This is a genomic window from Sphingomonas faeni (assembly GCF_024273235.1).
Taxonomy (GTDB): domain Bacteria; phylum Pseudomonadota; class Alphaproteobacteria; order Sphingomonadales; family Sphingomonadaceae; genus Sphingomonas; species Sphingomonas faeni_A.
Genome location: NZ_JANBVH010000040.1, coordinates 1 through 21,191 on the forward strand (window position 1 = coordinate 1; position 21,191 = coordinate 21,191).

19 protein-coding genes are annotated in these 21,191 nt (G+C 63.2%); 16 read left to right on the forward strand and 3 right to left on the reverse strand.

Annotated features, from left to right (window positions below):
- Nucleotides 1–29 precede the first annotated feature (29 nt).
- Nucleotides 30–302 (reverse strand): hypothetical protein, encoded by a 273-nt coding sequence (locus tag NLI89_RS17725; RefSeq protein WP_254688193.1) that lies wholly within the window; start codon nt 300–302, stop codon nt 30–32.
- A 118-nt stretch (nt 303–420) separates the two neighbouring features.
- Between NLI89_RS17725 and NLI89_RS17730 the strand changes: the two genes are divergently transcribed.
- The 12 genes from NLI89_RS17730 (at nt 421) to NLI89_RS17785 (ending at nt 8,256) form a co-directional block, all read left to right on the forward strand.
- Complete coding sequence (locus tag NLI89_RS17730) at nt 421–564, forward strand: hypothetical protein (protein WP_439144533.1); 144 nt, start codon at nt 421–423, stop codon at nt 562–564.
- A 92-nt stretch (nt 565–656) separates the two neighbouring features.
- Nucleotides 657–1,148 (forward strand): nucleoside deaminase, encoded by a 492-nt coding sequence (locus tag NLI89_RS17735; protein WP_254688194.1) that lies wholly within the window; start codon nt 657–659, stop codon nt 1,146–1,148.
- A gap of 107 nt (nt 1,149–1,255) precedes the next feature.
- On the forward strand, nt 1,256–1,771 hold the full coding sequence (locus NLI89_RS17740; protein ID WP_056415662.1) for a YciE/YciF ferroxidase family protein: 516 nt from the start codon (nt 1,256–1,258) through the stop codon (nt 1,769–1,771).
- Nucleotides 1,772–1,837: 66 nt separating this feature from the next.
- Complete coding sequence (locus tag NLI89_RS17745; protein ID WP_254688195.1) at nt 1,838–2,104, forward strand: hypothetical protein; 267 nt, start codon at nt 1,838–1,840, stop codon at nt 2,102–2,104.
- A 339-nt stretch (nt 2,105–2,443) separates the two neighbouring features.
- Entirely contained in the window at nt 2,444–2,998 is a 555-nt protein-coding gene (locus tag NLI89_RS17750) for an ATP-dependent DNA ligase (protein ID WP_254688196.1), read from the forward strand.
- On the forward strand, nt 2,992–3,432 hold the full coding sequence (locus tag NLI89_RS17755; protein WP_254688197.1) for a hypothetical protein: 441 nt from the start codon (nt 2,992–2,994) through the stop codon (nt 3,430–3,432). Before NLI89_RS17750 ends, NLI89_RS17755 begins: the two co-directional genes overlap by 7 nt.
- A complete protein-coding gene (locus NLI89_RS21800) occupies nt 3,429–3,896 on the forward strand; it encodes a DNA polymerase ligase N-terminal domain-containing protein (protein WP_302675852.1) in 468 nt (155 codons plus the stop codon). Before NLI89_RS17755 ends, NLI89_RS21800 begins: the two co-directional genes overlap by 4 nt.
- Before the next feature lie 167 nt (nt 3,897–4,063).
- Nucleotides 4,064–4,828 carry a hypothetical protein gene (locus tag NLI89_RS17765; protein ID WP_254688198.1) on the forward strand — a complete coding sequence of 255 codons (765 nt, stop codon included), beginning with the start codon at nt 4,064–4,066 and terminating at the stop codon, nt 4,826–4,828.
- Nucleotides 4,829–4,981: 153 nt separating this feature from the next.
- Nucleotides 4,982–5,170, forward strand: a complete 189-nt coding sequence (locus NLI89_RS17770; protein ID WP_254688199.1) for a hypothetical protein — start codon at nt 4,982–4,984, stop codon at nt 5,168–5,170.
- A gap of 84 nt (nt 5,171–5,254) precedes the next feature.
- Nucleotides 5,255–6,766: an IS21 family transposase gene (gene istA / locus NLI89_RS17775; RefSeq protein WP_254688200.1), complete on the forward strand. Its 1,512-nt coding sequence runs from the start codon at nt 5,255–5,257 to the stop codon at nt 6,764–6,766.
- The gene (gene istB / locus NLI89_RS17780) at nt 6,753–7,481 is read left to right on the forward strand and encodes an IS21-like element helper ATPase IstB (protein ID WP_056634497.1); all 729 of its coding nucleotides are present in this window, start codon (nt 6,753–6,755) and stop codon (nt 7,479–7,481) included. Before istA ends, istB begins: the two co-directional genes overlap by 14 nt.
- Nucleotides 7,482–8,091: 610 nt before the next feature.
- Nucleotides 8,092–8,256, forward strand: a complete 165-nt coding sequence (locus NLI89_RS17785; RefSeq protein ID WP_254688201.1) for an Arm DNA-binding domain-containing protein — start codon at nt 8,092–8,094, stop codon at nt 8,254–8,256.
- Between the two features lie 75 nt (nt 8,257–8,331).
- Here the strand turns inward: NLI89_RS17785 and NLI89_RS17790 are convergent, their stop codons facing one another.
- Entirely contained in the window at nt 8,332–8,805 is a 474-nt protein-coding gene (locus NLI89_RS17790) for a hypothetical protein (RefSeq protein WP_254688202.1), read from the reverse strand.
- A 614-nt stretch (nt 8,806–9,419) separates the two neighbouring features.
- Between NLI89_RS17790 and NLI89_RS17795 the strand changes: the two genes are divergently transcribed.
- The 4 genes from NLI89_RS17795 to NLI89_RS17810 all read left to right on the forward strand — a co-directional run bounded on the left by NLI89_RS17795 (nt 9,420) and on the right by NLI89_RS17810 (nt 19,505).
- Nucleotides 9,420–12,524 (forward strand): TonB-dependent receptor, encoded by a 3,105-nt coding sequence (locus tag NLI89_RS17795; RefSeq protein ID WP_254688203.1) that lies wholly within the window; start codon nt 9,420–9,422, stop codon nt 12,522–12,524.
- Between the two features lie 53 nt (nt 12,525–12,577).
- Nucleotides 12,578–14,128, forward strand: a complete 1,551-nt coding sequence (locus NLI89_RS17800) for a tryptophan halogenase family protein (RefSeq protein ID WP_254688204.1) — start codon at nt 12,578–12,580, stop codon at nt 14,126–14,128.
- Complete coding sequence (locus NLI89_RS17805; RefSeq protein ID WP_254688205.1) at nt 14,125–15,657, forward strand: tryptophan halogenase family protein; 1,533 nt, start codon at nt 14,125–14,127, stop codon at nt 15,655–15,657. Before NLI89_RS17800 ends, NLI89_RS17805 begins: the two co-directional genes overlap by 4 nt.
- Nucleotides 15,658–15,974: 317 nt before the next feature.
- Entirely contained in the window at nt 15,975–19,505 is a 3,531-nt protein-coding gene (locus tag NLI89_RS17810) for a DUF3857 domain-containing protein (RefSeq protein ID WP_254688206.1), read from the forward strand.
- Between the two features lie 30 nt (nt 19,506–19,535).
- Here NLI89_RS17810 and NLI89_RS17815 read toward each other — a convergent pair whose 3' ends face one another.
- Entirely contained in the window at nt 19,536–21,110 is a 1,575-nt protein-coding gene (locus tag NLI89_RS17815; RefSeq protein ID WP_254688207.1) for a L,D-transpeptidase family protein, read from the reverse strand.
- Nucleotides 21,111–21,191: the final 81 nt, after the last annotated feature.

Here is a 21,191-nt window from a genome sequence, read left to right on the forward strand (position 1 = left end):
GCCCGATCAGCTTCGAGAGCTGATGGCCGTCATCGAACAACGCGCCCTTCGTCATAGTGTACGCGGTCGCCGGAGAACCCGAACTCTTCAACCATCACGCTGCTCAGGGCTTGGGCCTGAGCGATACTACCTACTGCGTCGCCGTCAGCAGCGCGCAGAGCTATTTCCATGTCCGTGAGCTCGTCGAGATATTTATCAAGATCGATACCGGGATGATCGAGCGCTGCGAGTTCTAGGGCGGCCAGATCGAGCTCAATTTCGCCGTCTTCCATCAGCCCAAGATGAAGAATGCTATTGGTCATGAGCCGTTAGATGGGGGGCTGCTTCGATCGTTTCTATGGCAACGTAAGGCTAGGCGGCCCGGCGTACGCCGCGTCACGTGCGATCCCAACATGTTGGGCGCCGATCCACCCAAAAGCGATGATCACGATCCTGGATCTCGCCGATATCGATACGTGGCTGCGCGGATCCTATGACGATATCGTTAGCCTGCAGAAACCTTATGACCCTGCCAAAATGACCGTCCGGGGGCCTGTCTTCGCAACCCGCAGCAAGGAACGGTAGCGTTCGGCCATCCTCGGCAAGCAAACACGACTGCGCCGAACGATCCATTGTGTCCGCTACGCGTTGTGCGACCGTAACAGGGAGCCGAAACGATGACGCAAGATGACGAACGCTGGATGCGCGAAGCCATTGCGATCGCCCGATCGAAGGGCTCCGATCCTTCGACCTCGCCGCTTGGGTGTGTGATCGTGCTCGACGGTAAGGTTATCGCAGGCGAGCGCAACCAGACGAAGGAATTGCCGGACGCGACAGCGCATGCGGAGATGATGGCAATCCGACGGGCGTGTGAAAGCACGGGGGAATTGGAACTGCGCGGTGCGACGCTCTACTCCACGCTGCAGCCCTGCGGCATGTGCACGATGGCGTCGATCTGGTCGAAGGTCGGCCGCGTCGTTTACGGGGCGGGCCGCGATGATGTTCATAAGATGTATTTCGAAGCGCAGCACGTCGACACGCTCGCGTTCATCGGCGACGCCTACCGCGACGACATCGTCATCGAGGGAGGGTGCCTTCGCGACGACTGCGCCGAGCTCTATTATGGTCCGGACGCAAAGCTGCCAGTCGACGAGCAGGCAAATCTATAGCCCGCTGCGGCTGCGCGAAACCGAGCGAAACTTACCCTGGAGTCGGTGCGTTGCAGCTGTGCCGGAGCAGTTTGCTTCGCGGCTATCCGCTCAGCGAGGACACTATCATGGGCCTGTTTTCCAAAGACATCGTGACGTTCGACGACCTGTTCCTGCATCAGCTGCAGGACGTTTATTACGCGGAAAACCAGATCACCAAGGCCTTGCCGAAGATGGTCGACAAGGCGACGGCACCAGCACTGAAGCAAGGTTTCGAAACCCATCTGCGTGAGACGGAAGGGCAGATCACACGCCTCGAGAGCATCTTTGACCTGCTCGGCGAGAAGGCAAAGGCAGTGACCTGTCCGGCGATCGACGGCATCATCAAGGAAGCCAACGAAGTTGCTGGCGAGATCGAGGACAAGGCGGTGCTCGACGCTGCGCTGATCGCGTCGGCACAGGCGGTCGAGCATTACGAGATCACGCGGTACGGCACGCTGATCGCCTGGGCGAACCAGCTCGGCCGCGCCGATATCGCAGCGATCCTGAAAGAGACGCTCGACGAGGAATATGCGACCGACGACAAGCTGACGGCGATGGCAACGTCGAGCGTGAACGCCAAGGCGGAAGCAGTTACCGCATAAGCGTTTCAGTGTCGGAGGGGCGACGCCCCCCGACCACTTTCCAGCTTTTCATGAAAGGCACGTTCGATGGCCGACGATATCGCATTCACGCTTCCCGAAGCCTTGCGTGCGCAAAAGCACATGCGCGACGCGCTAGGCCTGGGCGAGGAACGGTTCCCGGTGCCCGCCTTCATCAACATGGTAAGCGACGAGATCGAGCAGCTGCGCGACGCTGGCAGCACCGATGGCGAAATCGCCGTGCTTGTCAAAGAATCGAGCGGTCATGCGCTCACCGAAGCGGATATAGCGCGCTACTACACGCCGGTCGAAGACCGGCACTCCAACGAGCATTGAATCCACCCCTACCAGGCCAGCGATCACGTCCCTTGTCAGGGGCAGGGGGCACAGGTTTGCTGTTCTGATCAGGACCACCGATCCCTGCGTCGGAGTAGCAGGAACAGATGTCGACTGGGGGGCTTTATAACTGAAAGCCGTCTGGAGTGATCTTATGTTCAAAGATGCCGTGACCAGATCGATTGAGCTTAACGGTTTTCCCAGTTCGGTTAGCGTTGCTCCGCTGCCAAGTCGGCAGGAACGACGTCGCGAGGCAGCAAAGGCAAAACGACTGGCTCCCAAACACTGTGCGTGCTGCGCCCCGGACCAGAACTGATGGTCGCAGACCGGCCTTTGCCGATGGAAGCCAAGCTCGTAAATGAGCTGCCGGTCGAACCGGGCTGGCAATATGAGCCCAAATGGGACGGTTTCAGAGCGGTGGTCTTCCGTGATGGCGAGGCCGTCGACATCTTTTCCAAATCGGGAAAACCGCTCGGTCGCTACTTTCCCGAGATCGTCGCGCTCGTCGCATCGGTCCCGCAGGAGCGTTTCGTGCTCGACGGCGAGATCATCCTACCCATCGCGGACATCCTCTCGTTCGATGCGCTTCAGGCACGGCCGCATCCGGCGCAAAGCCGGATAGATCGCTTGGCGAAAGAGACGCCTGCGCAGCTGATGCTGTTCGATTGCCTCGGCGTCGATGATGCCGACCTATCAATGCGCCGCTCTCGGCTCGCCGGAAAGCGTTGGAGTCGTTCCATGCGCGACATGCCCGCGCTGGTCTCCTGCTGTCGCCCTGTAGCGACGAGATCGACGACGCTGCGGCCTGGCTGGCGACGAGCGGGGGGGCGCTGGACGGCGTCATCGCGAAACGGCTGGACGAGCCTTACCGTGGCGGGGAACGCGCCATGCTGAAGGTGAAGCAACATCGAAGCGCGGATTGCGTCGTAGGCGGCTTCAGACGGGTGAAGGAGGGTAGCGAGGTAGCATCGCTTCTGCTCGGGCTTTACGATGATAACGGCAAGCTCAACCATGTCGGCTTCACCCCAGGTATAGCCGCGGCCGACCGCGCGGCGCTTACCGCGAAGCTCGAGCCGTTGATCGAAGCACCGGGCTTCACGGGTAAAGCTCCCGGCGGTCCCAGTCGCTGGAACGACGGTCGTGAGAGCGAGTGGGTCCCATTGCGGCCTGAGCTCGTGGTCGAAGTGCTGTACGATCAGGTGACCGCCGATCGGTTCCGGCACGGTACGCGCAACCTGCGCTGGCGTCCCGATAAGGCACCTGAGGCGTGCACGATGGATCAGCTGGAGCATAAGCTTCGCCCTGCTGAACTGGGTATAGCGTCATGACCGGTTCCTCCTCCAGCGAGCCCCTGACGAAATACCGGAAAAAGCGGGATTTCGCCAAAACCGCCGAACCTGAGGGCAGGATCGCCAAAGCAGGGGGCAATCGCTTCGTCGTGCAGAAGCATGCCGCGTCTCGGCTGCACTATGACTTGCGGCTTGAACTCGACGGCGTTCTCAAGAGCTGGGCAGTCACGCGAGGACCCAGCATCAATCCCGACGACAAACATCTAGATGCCGTTTATGCTCGCGCTTCAACGATCGGATCTCGGCTTCCGCCGGTCTGTTATTCTGAACGCTTGAGCTCCGCTGCGCGCTCTGAAAAACACATGGGCGGCGAAACTCTAGAGTGCGTTTGTGTTAGAACAACATCCGATTTGTGCTGTAGGAGCGACAAACCATGTCCGGCTCATAGTGTATATATGGACCTATTTCTCAGAGTCTGTCGATCATTGCAATTACATGGCTAAGTCAGAGGGTACAATACGCATATTTCCAAAGTAAAGGTGCAGGCATGATGAAAACTATATCTGAAAGTGGCATTGATTAGGAAAGACGCAGCGACGATAGTCACAGTGCTTTTTCATCCTCAAATTTTACCAGTGTCTTAGCGTCTCTGCGTAGGAATTAAGGGCTTATGTCTAGTTACGAAGAACCAATGCTTAAAAACGGCCTCACTAAAGCTGAAGTAAAAAGTGCGTTATGTGTCTTAGAATATTGTATTAACTTATTCTCCAATGCTTTAGTAACAGAGTATATCAGACTATCTGAGGAATTGTGCTTTTTTGTAGAAAATGTAGAAGTATTAATAAGCAATACAAACATGCAAGTAATTGTGTATGAAGTAATGTGCGAAAATAAGTCAACAACACTTAGATTCTATGAGTTTGCGGGATTTAGGGCGGATCCATTACCGACCAACATTGTCGAAATCGTAACCCGTATGGGCGTTTGGGCCTCAGAAATAGAGGCGGTAACACCTCAAAAGGTCGTCGAACGTATTAATCTGGAGGCGAATGCGGTGATTGATGCGGCAAGCGCCGCAGCGACGGTGAAAGACGAACATTGGAGTATCTTGAGCATATACAGGCCTTCACCTAATACGGTTCAGCTTCAGACCTATGGTGGCCAAATTGACGGCATCTATGATGCCGACGATCCCAATAAGGCGGTATGCCACGGCGCCATGTCGGAGCCGCTCTCAACGGTTTTAAACAGTATGCCTTATTACAAGCATATTGAGGTTCACGATATCAATGCTTACGGTATCATGACGTATTATTTTTGGCCGTATCAGCAGACCCTAGTAAATAATATGGCAACGCCACTCGACATGATGAGAGCGATTGCACGTGCTGAGAAAAAAAACTTTAAATTATTCGATTCATCCATCGCATGGTGAATATTTACAACTTTATTTCGTCTGTTATGAGTTCTACCTAACGTAGAGGGACCGATTTTTTCCAAGGGCGCTGCTCATTTTTTGAGTTTGGCGATGCAGCGTGTCATTCGCCTGATAGCATCCTAACGGTCAAAGCCTTGGACGGGGCGGGGGATGCTTCCAGCCTTTGGTGAGGCGTCGACACTGATCGAGCAGTGCGACGGTGTGCTCGACGACACGGAGGCGCAGCCGGACGACGAGGCGCCGAATATCGGAGCGCCTGATGATCTCAATGTCGAGGCAGTCGAGTTGTGCGATGGCGGTTGGCAGCTGTGGATCGGCGTGGAAAAAGGACCCCGGTAGCGGGGTGATCGGCGTCGAAAAAGGACCCCTCATCCCGGTGGTCTAGGCTGTCCGCTTGGCGGTGTGTCAGGCGGCGAGATCGGGATGTTGGTATTGGAGACGGTGTTGAGAATCCGGCGCGAGCACGCGGCGGGAAAAGCCATCAAGGCGATCATGCGAGACCTGCATTTATCTCGCAAAGTGGTGCGCAAGGCGATCCGGTCGCCGGAGGCGGACATGGGCTACCGGCGTGAGGTGCAGCCGCTGCCGAAGCTGGGGCCGTTCCAGGCGCGACTGAATGCGTTGCTCGATGAAGACGAGGCGCGGCCGCGGCGCGAGAAGCTGCGCATCACGCGTATCCACGATCTGCTGCTGCGCGAGGGGTTCGACGGCTCGTATGATGCGGTGCGCCGCTATGCGGCCCGCTGGCGGCAGGCACGTCGTCGGGACGTGATGAATGCACCAGCGTTCATCCCGCTGCTGTTTCGGCCGGGCGAGGCCTATCAGTTCGACTGGAGCCACGAGGACGTCGAGATCGCGGGCAAGCCGATGCGCGTGAAGGTCGCCCATGTGCGGCTGTGCGCGTCGCGGGTGATATACGTGCGAGCCTATCCGCGTGAGACGCAAGAGATGCTGTTCGACGCGCATGCGCGGGCGTTCGCCTTCTTCGGGGGCGTGCCGACGCGCGGCATCTACGACAACATGAAGACGGCGGTGACGAGCGTGTTCACCGGCAAGGAGCGGGTCTTCAACCGGCGCTTCCTGGTCATGGCCAGCCACTACATGGTCGAACCGACAGCCTGCTCGCCAGCAGCCGGCTGGGAGAAAGGTCAGGTCGAGAACCAGGTGCAGACCGCACGTGGCCGGTTCTTCCAGCCGCGTCTGCGCTTTGCCAGCATCGAGGAGCTGAACGGCTGGCTTGAGGCGGAGTGCCGGCGCTGGGCGGACATGCACCAGCATCCCGAGCAGAAGGAACTGACGGTCGCTCAGGCATGGGCTGCCGAGCGTAGCGTGCTCCAGCCGGTCGTAGCCCCCTTCGATGGGTTCTATGAGAGCGAGCACGCGGTAAGCGGCACGTGCCTGATAAACTTCGACCGCAACCGCTACTCGGTCACGGCCAAGGTCGTGCGGCGTGCGGTCCAGGTCCGTGCGTATGCCGACCGCATCGTCGTGCGCTGCGACGGCGAGGTCGTTGCCGACCATCCCCGGTTCTTCGGTCGTGACCGGACCATCTACGACCCGTGGCACTATTTGCCTGTGCTGGTGACCAAGCCGGGCGCCCTGCGCAACGGTGCGCCGTTCCAGGGCTGGGAGCTGCCACCTGCGCTATCACGGCTGCGGCGCAAGCTCGGCGCCGGCGACGATGCCGACCGGCGCTTCGTACGGGTGCTGGCGGCGGTGCTCGACGACGGGCTGGAGGCAGTTGAAGCAGCCGTGCACGAGGCGTTGCTGGCCGGCGTCACCAGCGACGACGTCATCCTCAACATCCTGGCCCGCAGGCGAGAACCGCCACGACCGTTGACCATCGTCACGCCCGAAGACCTGGCGCTGCGTCATCCGCCGCGTGCCGACTGCGGTCGCTATGACAGCCTGCGAGGCCTTCATGCAGCGGCATGAGATGATGACGGCGATGGCGGGGCTTGGCCTCAAGGGCATGGCCGGCGCGTTCGACGAGGCGGTGACCACCGGCCTGCAGCGCAAGCGCACGACGATGGAGATCCTGACCGACCTGCTGCGTGCCGAGGCAACCCACCGCCATGCAGCGTCGGTCCGCTACCGGATGTCAGCCGCCAGGCTACCAGCGGTGAAGGATCTCGACGCCTTCGTCTTCGAGGACACCCCCATCAACGAAGGCCTGGTGCGCTCGCTGCACAGCGGCTCGTTCCTGGCGGGCCAGCGCAACGTCGTGCTGGTCGGTGGAACGGGCACCGGCAAGACACACCTGGCCAGCGCCATTACCGCCAACGTCGTGCGAGCTGGCGCTCGCGGACACTATTTCAACACGGTCGACCTGGTGAACCGGCTCGAGGAGGAGAACCGCCTCGGCAAGGCGGGCACGCTGGCGGCTCAGCTCTCCCGGCTCGACCTCGTGGTGCTCGACGAGCTGGGCTACCTGCCATTCGCCCGCTCGGGCGGTCAGCTGCTCTTCCATCTGGTCAGCAAACTCTACGAGCGCACTTCCGTCATCGTCACTACGAACCTTGCCTTTGGCGAATGGCCCACCGTCTTCGGTGACCCCAAGATGACCACCGCGCTGCTCGACCGCATTACCCACCACTGCGACATCGTCGAGACCGGCAACGACAGCTGGCGCTTCAAGCACCGCAGCTGACGCCCGGGACCACCGGTCAAAGACGCTTCGCGCTGGTTGCGCCTCCGGTCGGGCTACGCCCGCCCTACACCGCAACCAGCGCGAACGGCACGCCCGCCATAACCGTCACGCTGCACGACGAAGGGGGTCCCTTTTGGACGCCGATAGGGGGTCCTTTTTGGACGCCGATTGACAGTTGGCAGCTTCTGTCCAGCGTGGCCGCCATAGGCGAAGAGGCGGCTCAGAGACAGATAACCGTGCTGACCGTAGACATCGTCATAGGGAGAGACTGCCATCCTGAGAAGGGGCAGTCGACAAGACGCACACAATCGAATCGACAGCAGAAAAAAGCGACGTACCTTCTGGCGCTTAATTCGTTATCCTCGTTGTAAGTTCACGATGGCGCCGCCGAGTAGTCCGAACCGAGTTCTGCAGCGGTCAAATCCTGTCCCCGCAACCACCTTACCAATATACCACAACCGCCCAGCATATCCTGAGGCGGCTTTTTTGCCTTTTTTCCACGACTTGGCGTGTTTCAGAGCCTTCACGAACGTGCCAGCGAATGTCGCTGGATGCCAGAACGTCGATTTGCAATTGGGGGTATGATGCCGGCCTCGGCAGGAGATATCCCATGGCTCTCAAGGACCTCGAAGCTCGCTACGCCGCGAAACGTGACAAGGACTACAAGCTCGCCGACGGCGAGGGGTTCTACCTTCTCGTGCGGCCCAACGGCTCCAGGCTCTGGCGTTTCAAATACCGCTCTGCCGGCGAGGAGAAGTTGCTGTCGTTGGGGTAGTATCCCGGCGTCGGGCTTGCTGACGCCCGGCTGCGCCGCGCGGAAGCCAAGGTCGCGTTGAGGCAGGGGCTGGGCCTAGGTGCCAAGGATAAGCCATCCGTCGTCACGACCTTCGAGCAGGCCGCGCGCGCTTTGGCATACCAATAGGCTCGGGTCGCTCGACAAGGCTACGCCTCGCGGCTTCTGACCCGGCTCGAGCGGGATGCGTTTCCCGCCTTCGGCAAGATTGACCTTCGTGTCATTACCAGCGCCGAGGTGCCCGCGATTGTGCGCAGTGTCGAGGCACGCGGTGCGCTCGACGTCAGTCGCCGTCTCAAGCAGCATGTCAGCCAGATCTATCGCTTCGCGATCCCGCAAGGGTGAGCCGACAGGGATCCAGCCGAGCATTTTAGCGACCTGCTCAAGCCCAAGCCTCGGACCCGACATATGGCCAGGGTCGGTATGGACGAGCTGCCGCAGCTTGTTCGCGCGATTGATCGCTATGACGGTGACGAAACGCCCAAATGCAATATCACTCGCTAAACGTGCAACTTCATTCACTGTCGACACGGACGTAAAGCACTGCTCGCTGAGGATTTATGGCGATTGCGTCAACGGCAGTGGGCGAAACCGTGGATAATACAAATATTCGGCACCGGAGGCTGCATACCGGTTAGGTAACGCTGCTCCTCCAGTCGGCGAGTTTCCGAGCCCCAAGTAAGCTTTTGTATGATCTTTCGGTCTAGCACGTGCTGTAGAGTGATAGCCCTATCATTACGGGCGAGCGTTGGCCGGCCCTGGCCACGGCATCGTGGCGGGACCCGCGGCTTGGCTGAGATCAACTACTAAACATGCTGGATCGGCAGCCATGGTCGCGTCTGGCCCGCGATTGCGGCAGTAATGATGACTAAATTATAGGGCTCATATCGTCCGCTCAAGATGAAGCGTTAGGCCCGCGGCATAGGATTCCGTAACGGCAAGTCGTTGGTGCTCGGCGAAGCCGGCGTAGCATTGGGCTGACGGGCGCTGGCCCTCTAACGTCTTGCTAAAATCACTGGTACTCAAAAAAATCAATTGTCCTATAATAATGGTAAGGGTAACAGAGGCTCAAGCACCATGCTGATAAGGTGCGAGTCTAACATGCAGCGTCCCGGGATGCGCTGCGCCATGTGGGGGGGGATTTAATGAGCGTGCTTGATCTCAATTTCTATCATCGTTGTAATGTTGCAGGCGCGATGCGCACGGGTGTGTCGCTGGCAGCATTGCTCGCTGCGAGCGTCAGTGGGAATGCGTGGGCACAGGCCGAGACGCAGGCGATATCGCCCGACACGACCCAGGCCGCAGCGCCGGGACAGGGGGCTGGCGAACCTGAAGCCGACCAGACGGGCGGCGATATCGTCGTCACTGGCCGCCGTGCCGCGCTCGAGGCAGCGGACGAGCGGAAGCGTCGCAGCGAGACCATCGTCGACTCGGTCGTTGCAGACGATGCAGGCAGGCTTCCCGACAACTCGATCACCGAAGTCCTGCAACGCGTCTCGGGCGTATCGATCGTGCGATTTGCGGCACTGGGTGACCCCGATCACTATTCCGTCCAGGGTTCGGGCGTGCAGGTTCGCGGCCTGACCGGTGTGGCGTCACGGCTCAACGGCCGCGAGATCTTCAGCGCCAACAATGGCCGCGCGATCCTGTGGAGCGACGTGACGCCCGAACTGATGTCGGCGGTCGACGTGTACAAAGCCTCGACGGCAGACTTGATCGAGGGCGGTACCGGCGGTCAGATCGATCTGCGGACCAAGCTCCCGTTCGACTTCAACGGCAAGTTCCACGTTGCGGGCACGGGCGAACTCGCACTCGGCGACATGGCGAACCAGGCCGATCCGTCGGGCTCGGTCTTGATCACCGACTCGTTCGATACGCCGATCGGTCGGATCGGCCTGCTCGGCGACGTCGCCTTTAGCCAGTTCAGCTCGCTCTCGCAGTTCATCCGAGTCAGCCCGTATTTCAAGACGACGCTCAGCGACGGCAGCAGCAAATACGTCCCGAGCGGCTTCGCGTACGGCGACGAGGCGTTCCAGTACAAGCGCTACGGCATCTATGGTGCGGCGCAGTGGCAGCCGACCGACTCGCTGACCTTCACCGGCAGCTTCTTCCAGTCGCGCTACAAGAGCCAGTCGAGCGATTACGGCACGCAGCTCGATTCGCAGACGCTGGCGGTCGATCCGGCGAGCAGCACGTTCGACAGCAACGGTCTGCTGACCAGCACGAACGCGCTGTTCAACCGCGATACGGGCACTTTCGCCCCGACGGGCGGGGCGATCACCAGCAGCGGCAACAAGGGGTTCGTCCAGAGCAATACGCGGACGCGCGATTACTCGCTGTCGTTCGTCTGGGCGCCGGTCGACAGCCATTTGTCGATCAAGGGCTCGCTGCAGCGCGTCGATTCACGCCAGATCTACGATCGCATCGACATCTTCCGCGATCTCGGATTCGGCCAGAGCTTTGGCATGGACCTGACCGGTGACCTGCCGCAGATCACCGTCAGCCCTGCGACGCAGGCGTCGTTCGCCGATCCAGCCAATTATTTCTGGTCGGCATCGATGCCGCACAACGAACGCAACAAGGGCCGGCTCGACGCCGGGCAGATCGACGCCGAATACACGTTCGACAACAGCTTCTTCCGGTCGGTCAAGGTCGGTGGTCGCTATGCCAAGCGCACCGAGCGCGATCTGTCGAACGGCTATAACTGGACGGCGCTGGGCCGCGGCTGGAACGGCGATCCGCAACTGACCTATGCCAACGCGGCGCCGGGCGACGTCGCCAGCCACGCCTTCAAGGACTTCTTTCGCGGCGAGACGACGCTGCCGGGCAATCTGATGTTCGCGTCGGAGAATCTGGCGTCGCGGTTCAACGTCAATCGCACCGGTCTGGTGACGGCGCCGCCGGCCGGCTTCTGCACCGGCCTTGAGTTCGACTGTTCGGCGGCGGGGCCTTTGCCGACGACCGGCTATGGCGGCCAGTTTAACCCGGACGGCACGCTGGCAATCCGACCTGTCGGCTTTGTCCTGCCGGGCGACCAGGTCGATAACCGTACCGTAAACACCGCGGGCTATGCGCTGGTGCGGTTCGGACCGCAGGGGGACGCGCGCGGCATTTCGGGTAACGTCGGCGTGCGTGTCGTGCACATCGAGAACGAAGGCAGCGGTTTCATCCAGCAGAATGGCGGGACCATCTTCATCCGCAATGGCGTTCAGCAGACGCTCGCGAACACCTTCCTCGCACGCGGCGGCAAGGCGGAGTTCACGCGCGTCCTGCCGTCGGTCAATCTCGAATATGCGCCCACCGACAAGATCAAGGTGCGCGGCGGCTACAACATCACGATGGATCTGCCGACCTTCAACGCGCTGCGAGCCTCGGGTTCGATCGGCGTGGCGACGACCAGCAATCCGGTCGCGGGTCAGCCCGGGACGTTCAACAACTTCACCGCGGACACCGGCAATCCGTTGCTGAAGCCGACGCTGTCGAACAACTTCGATCTGTCGCTCGAATATTATGGGCGTGCGGGCACGTCCTTCCACATCGCACCGTTCTACAAGCGCCTGACCAACCTGCCGATCTATGCGCTGACGACCCGCCAGGTAACCGTCCAGTTCACCGACGGAACGACCGAGAACGTCGCCGCGTCGGCCACCGACTATAGCAACTCGACCAAGGCGGCGAACGTCAAGGGCGTCGAGGTCGGCGGTCGCTTCTTCTTCGACATGCTGCCGGGCGCGCTTGCCGGGATCGGGTTCGAGGGCAACTACACGTTCATCAAGAGCAGCAATCCGGGCGACGTCTACCGCGATATCACCGGTGCGGTCAGGAACGACGCGCCGCTGGTGGGTCTGTCGAAGCACAACCTGAACGCGACGCTGCTCTATGAGCGCAATCCGATCTCGCTGCGGATCGCCTACTCGTGGCGCTCGCGGTATCTGTTGTCGACCAACAGCAACGGCACGAACGGCACGTACACCTATTACAGTGCGCCGGGCGTCGTCGACAATCAGGATGGCGGCCCCGATGCCTCGACCCAGATCGCGCTGCCGATCTATGGCGGGAATTACGGATCGGTCGACGCAGGCGTTCGCTTCAAGGTGAACGACCAGTTCTCGTTCGGCGTGCAGGGCACCAACCTGACCGCCGCGACGCAGCGGACGCTGATGGGTGGCTATCCCGGCGGCAAGCTGGTCGGGCGTAGCTGGTTCCAGGCCGATCGTCGTATCAGCACTGGTATCAACCTGGCCTTCTGACGATGATGCGCCGCTCGTCGACACCGGTCGGCGAGCGGCGAAGCGAGGCTGTGATGACCAAGCGGATACTGATCGTGGGCGGCGGCACCGCCGGGTGGCTGACGGCGGGCTATCTCGCCAAGCGGCTCGGCGCGGACCTTCCGGGCGGCGTCGCGATCACGCTCGTCGAATCGCGTGACATCGGAATCCTCGGTGTCGGCGAGGGGACGTTCCCGACGATCCGGCGGACGCTGGCGACGATCGGGATCGACGAGGCCGATCTGATCCGTCGCTGCGGCGCGACGTTCAAGCAGGGTGCCAAGTTCGTGCACTGGCGCCACGCGCCGGGGCAGGGGGCGACCGATCATTATTCGCACCCGTTCCAGGTCGCCGACGCGAGCGATGGCCTCGACCTGCTGCCCTATTGGCTGCTGGGACACGGCGGCACGGAGAATTGGGACGAGGTCTCCAATCCGCAGAAGAAGGCGGCCGATCGGCATCGCGCGCCTAAATTACCCACGAACCCCGATTATGTCGGGCCGCTCAACTACGCCTTCCACTTCGATGCGGTGGCATTGGCCGGGCTGTTGCGCGAGCAGGGCGTGAAGAACGGCGTCCGGGACCTGACCGATACCGTGAGCGAGGTGCTGCTCGACGCCGACGGTGCGATCGGCGGCGTGCGCACCGAGCGGAACGGGATGCTCGACGCCGACCTCTACATCGACTGCACGGGCTTTCGCGCGGAACTGATCGGCAAGGCGATGAAGATCCCGTTCCGCTCGTGCCGCGACGTGCTGTTCTGCAACCGCGCGATCGCCGCGCAACTGCCCTATGCGCGCCCCGACGAACCGATCGCGTCCTATACGATCTCGACCGCGCAGGAGGCGGGGTGGATCTGGGATATCGGGCTCGATCGCCGGCGTGGCATCGGCCATGTCTATTCGTCCGATCACGGCGACGACGAGGCCGCGGAGCGCGTATTGCGCGGCTATCTGGGCGCGGCGGGCGAGACGGCCGATGTGCGCCACTTCAAGTTCGAGGCCGGTTACCGCGAGGTCAACTGGTACAAGAACTGCGTCGCGGTCGGGTTGTCGAGCGGCTTTTTCGAGCCGCTCGAGGCGACCGGGATAGCGTTTGCCGAAGTGTCGGCGGGGATGATCGCCAACCTGTTCCCGTGGGGCGGCGATTACGAGACGTCCGCGCGTCAGTTCAACGCGAACATGCTGCGCCGCTACGAGCGCGCGCTCGATTTCATCAAGCTGCATTATTGTATCTCGGAACGGCGCGACACCGCGTTCTGGCGCGATAACGTGGCCGATGCATCGGTGCCGGACCGCCTGTTGGAGATGCTCGATCGCTGGCGGTTCCGGCCCCCCAACGAGCTCGACATCGACGGGCAGGTCGACATCTTCACCGAGGCGAGCTGGCAATATGTCCTGTACGGGATGGGCTGGAAGACCGACCTGAGCGCGAAGGCCGGCGCGCTGCGCTACGCCGACGATGCACGCCGGGCGTTCGCCGAGGTGCAGCGCCAGGCGCGCTATGCGATCGCCAACCTCCCGTCGAACCGCGATCTGGTCGACTATGCGCAGGCGCATAGTTTCGGCGCGCGGGCCGCGGCGTGACGGACGGACAGCCGGGCAGGGTAACCAGGGTCGTCATCGTCGGTGGTGGCACGGCCGGGTGGATGACCGCCGCGGCACTGTCCCGGCTGGTGCCCAGCGGCGTGTCGGTGACGCTGGTCGAATCCGAGGAGATCGGCACCGTCGGCGTCGGCGAGGCGACGATCCCGTCGCTGCTCGATTACAACCGCATGCTCGGGATCGACGAGGATGCGTTCGTCCGCGCGACCGGCGCGACCTTCAAGCTGGGGATCGAGTTTCGCGACTGGACGCGGGCCGGCGACTCCTATCTGCATCCGTTCGGTACGCATGGGCGCGACATCGACGGCGTATCGTTCCACCAGCTCTGGCTGCGTCAGGCTGCTTTGGGCCAGGCCGATCTGAGCCCGATCGGCGATTATTGCCTGTCGGCGGTAGCGGCGCGACGCGGGCGGTTCACGCGGCCAAGCGCCAATCCCCAATCTGTCCTGTCGACGCTGTTCTACGCGTTTCATTTCGACGCCGCTCTGTATGCGCGGTTCCTGCGCGACCTTAGCGAGCGGGACGGCGTCGTGCGCGTCGAGGGGCGCGTGATCGCGGTCGACCGGGATGGCGAAACGGGGTTCATCGATGCGGTGCGGCTCGAAGGGGACCGGCGCATCGAGGGCGAACTGTTCATCGACTGCAGTGGTTTTCGGTCGCTTTTGCTGGGGGACGCGCTGGGGGTTCCGTTCACGAGCTGGAAGCAGTGGCTGCCGTGCGACCGGGCCTGGGCGGTGCCAAGCGAGCGGCAGGGGCCGCCGCCGCCCTACACGCGGGCGACCGCCGATACTGCCGGGTGGCGCTGGCGTATTCCGCTCCAGCACCGGGTCGGCAACGGCTATGTCTATTCCAGCGCGCATATCGACGACGAGGATGCGAAGCGGGCGCTGTTGGCGGGGCTCGAGGGCAGGGCGCTGGGCGAGCCCCGCCAGTTGCGCTTCGAGGCGGGTCGGCGCGATCGGCTATGGGATCGGAACTGCGTGGCGATCGGGCTGTCCGGTGGTTTCCTCGAACCGCTCGAATCGACGAGCATCCACCTGATCCAGTCGGGGATCACGCGGCTGATGAGCCTGTTCCCCGACCTGGGGTTCGGCACGGCCGAGATCGCCGAATATAACCGCGTTATGCTGCGCGATTACGAGCAGGTGCGCGATTTCATCATCCTGCACTATCATGCGACCGAGCGATCGGACTCGGCGTTCTGGGACCAGTGCCGGACCATGTCGATTCCTGCGTCGCTGTCGGCCAAGCTGGCGCTGTGGTCGGGCAAGGCGCGCGTGTTCCGCGAGCATGGGGAATTGTTCACCCCCGACGGCTGGATCGCGGTGTTGCTCGGCCAGGGCATCCGCCCGGCGTCGTTCGATCCGCTCGCGGCCGCGCTGCCGCCCGAGGAGACCGCGCGGTTCATGGCGCATGTGCGCGAGATGATCGACAAGACCGCGGCGGCGATGCCGAGGCACGAGGATTTCATTACCCAGCACTGCGCTGCGCCGCTGCGTCGGACCGGGTGATCTGGACGCTGGGTGCGAAGGCTTGGAAGAGGCGCGCGGGTGGGGAGCGGCAGATGCAAACGGCTTTCGCGGACATGGCACGATCCTCGTCGGCATTCGTCGCCGGGCAAGCGCCCACATTGAATTTCTGCAATTGTTCGAAGACTTAAGCCTACCCGAGCACTTCCATCGCGCTATGAAATGGGCGCGTTGCTGTCGGCTTGGCCTGCCGAAGACAGACTATGCCGGCGAAGGAACTTGTCAGCGTCGGGGCAACATCATAGCAAAGGGGATCAGCGGGGGCTAAAATCGACGTGCGCATATTTTACAGGTCGCGTTTGGCGGTCGCACTTGCCGTGCTGGTCTCCAGCGCCGCGTCGTTCACGGCCTCTGCGGGCACCGCAGCGAGCGACGGGCCCGTTGATCCGACCAAGCCGGTTCCGATCAAGGCGACGCCAGTAAAGGCGGGTGCCGCCGTCCCGATCATCGCGGTCGAGGCGAAAGCCGATTGGGTCCGCGATCGCCTGGTTCCGGAGGCTACCGCAGCGCGCGTCGAACAGGCGCAGAACGGTGTCGCCTATTTGCTGACGGACGAGCAGTACCGGACGCGGGCCGACGGGCATGACGACTGGTTCCGATCGGCGAGCAAGGTCACCAACCGGAGCGGGCTCGAGTCCGCCGGCCAGATCTCGGTGACCTACAATCCGAGCTTCGAGAGCGTCGCGCTGAATTTCGTCCACCTGATCCGCGACGGCAAGGTCATCGACCTGACTCACGAGACGCAGTTCCGCGTCGTCGAGCGCGAGAGCGACCTGGACGACGGCATCGTCAGCGGTACGCTGAAGGCGCTGGGCAATTTGCGCGACGTCCGGGTCGGTGACATCGTCGATTACGCGACGACGGTGCATACGAGTACGCGCCTCTGGCCGAGCCATGGCTTCTATCATTTCTCGCAGCGGTATTCGGATCCGCTGGCGATGCGCGCGGTACGGCTCGTCTGGCCGGCGGGAATGACGCCGTCCTACAAGGCGATCAACAGCGATATCGTTTTTTCCCCGAGCAAGACCGTGAGCAACACCGCGGGCAAGACCGCTGACGGAACCGAGTGGGAATGGATCGCGCAGGACCCGCCGGCCGCGAAAGGGGAGGACGACGTTCCCGCAACCGCCTTCCAATGGGGCCGCGTCGACGTATCGACGATGAAGGAATGGGCGGAAGTGGCGCGCTGGGCGGGCGGACTGTACCAAGGCGACGAGAGCCTGCCCGCCGGTTTCGCCGCGCGCCTGGACGCCATCGCCTCGGCCTGGCCCAAGCCGGGCGATCGGCTGACCGAGGCGATGCGCTATGTCCAGGACAATGTCCGCTATGTCGGCGAGGAACTGGACGAGGGCTCCTACGTCCCGCGCCGCCCGAAAACCGTGATCGAGCGCGGCTATGGCGACTGCAAGGACAAGAGCCTGCTGCTTGCGGTCGCGTTGCGGCGGTTGGGGATCGACGCCGTACCGGCACTCGTCACCACTCGGGCGGGCGAGCGCCTGCCCGACCGGCTGCCGTCGCCGCTGGAGTTCGACCATGTGATCGTGCGGGCGGTTATCGACGGCAAGCCGATCTGGGTCGACGCCACCGGCGCGCATCGCGGCGGCCGCGGCGTCACGATCACGCCCTCCAATCTGGGCTATGCCTTGCCGATCCGCGCTGGTCAGACGGCGCTCGAACGGATCGACGGCTATGGCGAGCACGCCGGGCGCATGACCGTGCTCGAACGGTTCACGATCGACGAGGCCGCCCCCGTCGCGCTGACGCTGCGGGTCGAGACGCGCTTTACCGATGCGCGCGCCGATACGACGCGCGCGCGCTGGGCTGCGAGTTCGCCGCGCAAACTCGCGGACGGCAATCTCGATTTCTACCGCCAGCGCTTCCCTGGGCTCGTCGAGAGCAAGCCGCTGGAACTCGGCGACGATCGCAACGGCAATGTGCTGACGATGGTCGAGAGCTACACCCTGCCGCACGAGGCGTTCGTCAAGGCCGGCCTCGGTACGAAGCTGACGACGCGTGCCTATGCGGTGCAGGGCATGCTGCCCGATCGACAGGCGAATCCCCGCGTCCAGCCACTCGCGCTGAACGATCACCTGGTGAACGATCAGACGATCGAGTTGCACGTTGCGGATCGCGTGCTCGAGGGCTTGGCGGATATCGATACGAAGGCCGGACCGGTCGCGTTCTCTCGCCAGACCACCAAGCTGCCCGATGGCCTGCGCATCGCGTATCGGATCTCCACCGGAGATCGCTCCGAAGTGACGGCGGGTGAAGCAGACCCCATCTATCGCCTGTCGGACCGGATCAAGGACGAGACCGCCATCGAATTCTACCTGAACAAGGCGGCGCGGTCCTCGGCGACGCCGGTGGGTATCGACGTCGCGACCTGGTCGGCGATCAAGGCGGATATGGAGAAGGTCGTCGCGCTGACCCAGAAGGAGGACCAGCCGTCCAGGCTCGAAGCGCTGTCGCTGCTGGCCGTTGCATCCGCGAAGGTCCCGCATCCCTCGCCGGTTGCCGGGCTGATCGACGGTATCAAGGGTGCTATCCTCGCCGAGTTGCGGCGTCCCCAGGTTGCGCTGGCGGCGTTGCGATCGGGCACTGCGCAGTATGACGGCAATCCGACGGTGTATCGCCTGTGGATAGGGTACGAACTCGATCTCGGTACGGCGGAGACGGTTGCGCAGGCGATGCGACGGACCAGCATGGTCCAGCCCACGGTCATCGCGTCGCTCGATCCACTCTACACGCGTCTTGCGCTGCAAAAGGCAGCGGCGCTGCCACCCGAGACGCGCGAGGCGGTTCGTGGCGATATCTGCATCGCGCTTGCCCAGGGCGGCTGGCAGCAGGCGCCGCGCACCTCCTTCGGCAATGCGATGCTCGGCTGCGCAATCACCGCGCACAGCCTGCGCGGAAAATTGGTGGAGGCGCGCGCGCTCCTCGCACAGTCCCCTGCGACGGATACGCTGGTGACGCTGGCGATCGACCGGCGCCACCGGGCATTGTGGCCCGACGTCGACCGGTTCGGCCAGGACGGGTTTCGCAAAAGCCTGGATCAGGAATCCGCGCGGGCGGCGGCTGCGGTCGCGGCGGCGCCCGGGAATTACGAGACGATGATGACCCGCATGCAGATTTTGCGCGCGCTGGGCCGGTTCGATGAGGCGATCGTCGCGGGCAAGGCGCTGGCCGGCGACACGGCGAAGGTCGAGGTCGCGGGCAATGACGGGTTCTGGCTGGTCAACGAATATGCGTCCGATCTGCGGGCGAGCGGACGGATGGATGACGCGATCGCGGCGCTCGACGGGGTGCTGGCGCTAGGTACCGATCGCTATCCCGAACTCGTATCGTTGGAGATCAACCGCGCCGAGATGCTGACAGCCGCAGGACGCTACCAGGCAGGACTCGACAGTCTGGCCGAGCTGGAAAAGCACCCCGAGCGCATCAGCCCCTATGGCATGATGTGGGTATGGGCCAACCAGGCTTGCGGCATGCGCGCGCTGGGTCGGTTGGACGAGGCCAAGGCGAGGGAGGTCAAGCTCGCCGCCAAGCCCTCCGACAATTGGAGCGCGGCGACGGCGGCAGTTGCCTGCCGGAACGACGCGCAGGCGATCGCCGACCTGCTCGTCGCCCGCCTGCGTGACGACGATGCGCGATCGGGCGTGATGGGGCTGTTCGTCGAATTCGGCGTGCCAGAGGCGCGCACGCCGTTCGAGACCGCCCGTCGCGATGCGCTGGCCCGGGGGCGCGCCTTGCCCGCGGTCCAGGCGGAATTCGCGAAATTCGGCCGGACCGTCCGCTACGCGGGGACGATGCAGGGCTGGAGCGATTATTGACGGTCCAGCGACCAGGCGTTCGAACCGAACTCAGGGCCCGATATCGATCGCCTGCGCCTCCGCCCGCTTTGCAGACGCCCTGGTGAACCCGAGCTGTTCCGCGATCGGATCGTTCCAGCCATAGGGGTCGGTGCGGAACGCGACCCGCCCGCCTTCGTCGACATAGACGTTGTGATACAGCAGCCGGACCGGGATACGGCGCGGCAACGGCACGAACGTCATCTCGCCCGAGGCCTGCGCTGTCTGCCACGCCTCGGTGACGCCCTCGTCCTCGGCGAGCATCTGCGCGAACCCCAGCGCATCCTCGACCCGGACGCAGCCGTGGCTCAGATGACGCTGGCTGCGCTCGAACAGCCCCGGCGCGGAGGTGTCGTGGAGATAGATCGCCTGGTCGTTCGCCATGTCGAACTTGACCAGCCCCAGCGCGTTGCTCGGCCCCGGCTGCTGGACGATCCAGCCATCGCGCACGACCATGTTGTGCTCGGCGAGATAGTCCTCGCCGACATTGGCCATCTCGCCATTCTGGATCGATTTCGGCACCGTCCATGTGGGATTGGCGACAAGGCGATAGATCGGCGACGACAGCGCCGGCGTCTCGCGGCCGGGTTCGCCGACGATCACCTTGCGCTGATCGACCACCGCGCCGTCGCGATAATACCGCAGCTGCGCGGCGGCGGTGTTGACGTCGATCCGCGTCGCCGGTGGCGTCCGCGTCAGCCAGCGCCGCCGCTCGAGCCCGACCGCGAGCGCGCGTGCCCGGTCGCCCGCACCGAGATTGAGCACCTTCAACGTCTCGGGCCCGACCACCCCATCCGCGGCGATGCCGTAATCGGTCTGAAGTCCCTTGAGCGCGTCGGCGATCGCCTGCGTGTAGAGCATCGGAGCGGGCGTGGACCGGGCGGCTGGCGGGGCAGCGACTGGCGGGGCAACGGCTGGCGGGGCAGCGGCCAGCGGATCGGCGGCCAGCGGATCAGGGGCCAGCGGATCAGGGGCAGCCGACAACGGGCCCGCGGCGGTCGGCAGATAGCCGCTCTCGGTCAGCTGCTCGACGATCGTCGGCACACGCGCGTCGCGATTGCCGACGCGGATCACGCCCGACGGGATGGCCTGTACCGGCGTCGCGACAGTCGCCTTGGCGCTGAACGCGAGATAGGCGTCCGACAGCGCCTTGTACTCGGCATCCTGCGGCGCCAGTCTGTCGAACCATGCGGCGAGATCGCCCTTGGCCAGCGCCCGTGCGAGACCGGCGGCCAGGTCCGCCTTGGGGCGGGGCAGGGTGTAGACCTCGTGGAGCGTTGCCGGATCGACGCGGCCCTGCGCAAGCGCCGTGGCATAGTCGAGCGCTGCCTTGGTCCGGGCTGCGTCGATGTCCGCCGGCGTTGCACCATCCGCCGGATCGGCCAGGAAGACGACATGATCGAGGCCATGTCGCGCGCGGTCGGCGAGCACTTGCGCGAACGCTGCGACGTTCGCGGCCGACCATGCCGCGCGCGCGGCTTTCGAGGCCGGGATGCTGGCAGTCTGGGCGTCGGCCAAGCCGCCCGACACGGCGAGAAGCGGCATCGAGCACAGGGCGAGTCGAACTCGCAGGGTCATTATCTTCATGGGCGCTCAACGTGCAAGGCGACGTATCGGGTCAGACCGCTGGTGAAAGTTCAGCCGATCGCATGGAATCGACCGGTCCGC

Excerpts from the sequence above, each read along its gene's own strand:
- NLI89_RS17725 (WP_254688193.1), bottom strand. The coding sequence starts at position 302 with ATGACCAATAGCATTCTTCATCTTGGGCTGATGGAAGACGGCGAAATT.
- NLI89_RS17750 (WP_254688196.1), top strand. The coding sequence starts at position 2,444 with ATGGAAGCCAAGCTCGTAAATGAGCTGCCGGTCGAACCGGGCTGGCAA.
- NLI89_RS17735 (WP_254688194.1), top strand. The coding sequence starts at position 657 with ATGACGCAAGATGACGAACGCTGGATGCGCGAAGCCATTGCGATCGCC.
- NLI89_RS17785 (WP_254688201.1), top strand. The coding sequence starts at position 8,092 with ATGGCTCTCAAGGACCTCGAAGCTCGCTACGCCGCGAAACGTGACAAG.
- NLI89_RS17730 (WP_439144533.1), top strand. The coding sequence starts at position 421 with ATGATCACGATCCTGGATCTCGCCGATATCGATACGTGGCTGCGCGGA.
- NLI89_RS17800 (WP_254688204.1), top strand. The coding sequence starts at position 12,578 with ATGACCAAGCGGATACTGATCGTGGGCGGCGGCACCGCCGGGTGGCTG.
- NLI89_RS17740 (WP_056415662.1), top strand. The coding sequence starts at position 1,256 with ATGGGCCTGTTTTCCAAAGACATCGTGACGTTCGACGACCTGTTCCTG.
- istB (WP_056634497.1), top strand. The coding sequence starts at position 6,753 with ATGCAGCGGCATGAGATGATGACGGCGATGGCGGGGCTTGGCCTCAAG.
- NLI89_RS21800 (WP_302675852.1), top strand. The coding sequence starts at position 3,429 with ATGACCGGTTCCTCCTCCAGCGAGCCCCTGACGAAATACCGGAAAAAG.
- NLI89_RS17770 (WP_254688199.1), top strand. The coding sequence starts at position 4,982 with ATGCTTCCAGCCTTTGGTGAGGCGTCGACACTGATCGAGCAGTGCGAC.
- NLI89_RS17745 (WP_254688195.1), top strand. The coding sequence starts at position 1,838 with ATGGCCGACGATATCGCATTCACGCTTCCCGAAGCCTTGCGTGCGCAA.
- NLI89_RS17755 (WP_254688197.1), top strand. The coding sequence starts at position 2,992 with ATGCTGAAGGTGAAGCAACATCGAAGCGCGGATTGCGTCGTAGGCGGC.
- NLI89_RS17795 (WP_254688203.1), top strand. The coding sequence starts at position 9,420 with ATGAGCGTGCTTGATCTCAATTTCTATCATCGTTGTAATGTTGCAGGC.
- NLI89_RS17765 (WP_254688198.1), top strand. The coding sequence starts at position 4,064 with ATGTCTAGTTACGAAGAACCAATGCTTAAAAACGGCCTCACTAAAGCT.
- NLI89_RS17815 (WP_254688207.1), bottom strand. The coding sequence starts at position 21,110 with ATGAAGATAATGACCCTGCGAGTTCGACTCGCCCTGTGCTCGATGCCG.
- istA (WP_254688200.1), top strand. The coding sequence starts at position 5,255 with ATGTTGGTATTGGAGACGGTGTTGAGAATCCGGCGCGAGCACGCGGCG.